The 2452-nt window shown below is 74.1% G+C and carries 2 protein-coding genes; both read right to left on the minus strand.

Going from position 1 to position 2452, the window contains the following annotated elements:
• Positions 1–208: 208 nt before the first annotated feature.
• On the minus strand, positions 209–1093 hold the full coding sequence (locus GT042_RS01160) for an ATP-grasp domain-containing protein (RefSeq protein ID WP_161306826.1): 885 nt from the start codon (positions 1091–1093) through the stop codon (positions 209–211).
• Positions 1094–1185: 92 nt separating this feature from the next.
• Positions 1186–2452 (minus strand): DUF885 domain-containing protein (locus GT042_RS01165; protein WP_161306825.1); only part of this gene is annotated, 1267 nt, incomplete at its 5' end.

Raw genomic sequence — 2452 nt, forward strand, 5'->3', positions numbered from 1 at the left:
ATCGCACGCACCAGACACCGCGAGCCCCGCCCTCCGGGCCGACGACCCCACTTCGCGGACACGCCCTAGGGCACGTCACCCGCCGGGCCGGGGAGCTGTCGCTTCATCAGCCGGACCGGGTAGGGACGTCCCGGTCGCCGGGCCGGGCTTCGACGCCTCACCTGCCGGTGCGGCCGGGGCGCCGGGTTGCCGGACTCCGTCCCGCCCCTCACCCGCCGGGCCGGCGGTCACCCGCCTTTGCCAGCGCGGCGAACAGCGGTGTCGCGTCGGTTCCGGTCGGGAGGCCGCTCACCTGGCCGTCGCCCACCTCCACCACCCGCCACACGCCGTCCTCCCGGAGGGCCAGGTCCGTCGTGACGAAGCGTGAGCCCAGTTCCCGTACCGCCGTACCCACCGCGTCGGTCTCCGGTGTGGGGCGTCGGTCCGGGGTGTCCGGGTGGGCCGTCGTGAGGACCGGTGTGCCGTCCACCCACCACACGCGTGCCTCGCCGCCCGCCACGAACGGCTCGTACGCGCGCAGCACCAGGCCCCCCGCGAGCGTGTCGTCCTGGAGGGCGAAGAAGCGCTCCACCACGGCCGACAGCCGTGCCGTGTCGGTCAGTTCGGGGACGAAGCACGCCTCGTCCCACTCGTGCTTCCGCGATTTGACGTAGTCCTTGACCACGCCGGGGCCGGGGCCCAACGGAGCGGCCAGCGTGGCCAGTTCGTCCGGGGGCGGTGGGGCGCCGGGCGCCCGGGGCAGCCACCGGCTGGGGGGAGTCAGCGCGGCGAACTCCTCGTACCAGCCCGGGAGTTCGTGGCCGCGGCGGAAATCCGCGGCGCCCGTCAGCACCACGCATCCCCGCTCGGCCAGCGCCCGCTCCAGCGTCGCGTACACCGCCGGCGGCATCATCCAGCCCCGGTACCAGTACGGCCCCGAGCCCCGCTCCACCCGGGCCAGGGCGCGGGTCAGGTCACCCGCGAGCAGCGCGTCATGGTCGAGCAGGGCCCGCGTCATGCCGTACGCCCCCGCCTGCGCGGCCTCCTCGGCGAACACCGGATCAACCCGGCCCGCCCGCAGCGGGTCCGCGCAGTGGAGCAGCGAGGTGGTCATCACGTCCTCCAGGCGCGCGAGTGAGCGGTGCGCCCCGGTACGGGGGGCGGCGGCGGGGCTCCCGTCCACGGGGCGCCCCGCCGCCGTGGCCGTCAGAGCTTCGACAGCTCGTCCACCAGGTCGTCCAGGCCGAGCGGGCCCTGCGACAGGGCCGCCATGTGCCACGCCTTCGCGTCGAAGGCGTCGCCGTGCCGCTTGCGCGCGTTCTCCCGGCCCAGCAGCCAGGCGCGCTCGCCGAGCTTGTAGCCGATCGCCTGGCCCGGCATCGACAGGTAGCGGGTCAGCTCGCTCTCCACGAAGTCGGCGGGACGGCCGCTGTGGTTGCCGAAGAACTCCTGCGCCAGCTCCGGCGTCCAGCGTTCACCCGGGTGGAACGGCGACTCCGCCGGGATCTCCAGCTCCAGGTGCATGCCGATGTCCACGATCACCCGGCAGGCCCGCATCATCTGCGCGTCCAGGTAGCCGATCCGGCGCTCCGCGTCCGGCAGGAAACCCAGTTCGTCCATGAGACGTTCCGCGTACAGCGCCCACCCCTCGGCGTTGGCGCTGACCATGCCGACCGACGCCTGGTACCGGGAGAGCCGGTCCGCCACGTGGGTCGCCTGCGCGATCTGGAGGTGGTGGCCCGGCACCCCCTCGTGATACCAGGTCGAGACCAGGTCGTAGACCGGGAAGCGCGTCTCGCCCATCGTGGGCAGCCACGTGATGCCCGGCCGCGAGAAGTCCTCCGAGGGGCCCGTGTAGTACGGTGCTGCCGCGCCGCCCGGCGGGGCGATCCGGGACTCCACCTTCCGTACCCGGTCGGCGAGTTCGAAGTGGGTGCCGTCCAGCGCCGCGATCGCCTCGTCCATCAGGCCCTGGAGCCAGTTCCGTACCTCCTCGACCCCTTCGATGTGCGTGCCGTGCTCGTCGAGGTGGGCGAGCGCCTCCCAGGGGCTCGCCCCGGGAAGGATCTTCCCGGCCTCGGTCCGCATCTCGGCGAGCAGCCGGTGGTACTCGGACCAGCCGTACGCGTACGCCTCGTCGAGATCGAGGTCCGTCCCGTTGAAGTAGCGCGACCAGCGGGCGTACCGCTCCCGGCCCACGGTGTCGGGCGTGCCCGCCACGGCGGGGGCGTACACCTCGGTCATCCAGTCCCGGAGCCCGGCCACCGCGTCGGTCGCCAGGGCGGCTGCCTCGTCCAGTTCCTTGCGGAGGGTCTCCGGGCCCGAGGAGGCGAACTCGTCGAACCAGCCGCGCCCGTCGCCCGCCCACTCCGTCAGCTGGGCGACGAAGGTCGCGGTGGGCCGCGGGCCGGCCGGCAGACCGCGCTCCAGGCCGAGGGCCAGCGAGGCGCGGTAGCCCTCCAGCGCGTCGGGC

Source organism: Streptomyces sp. SID3212, from assembly GCF_009865405.1.
Taxonomy (GTDB): domain Bacteria; phylum Actinomycetota; class Actinomycetes; order Streptomycetales; family Streptomycetaceae; genus Streptomyces.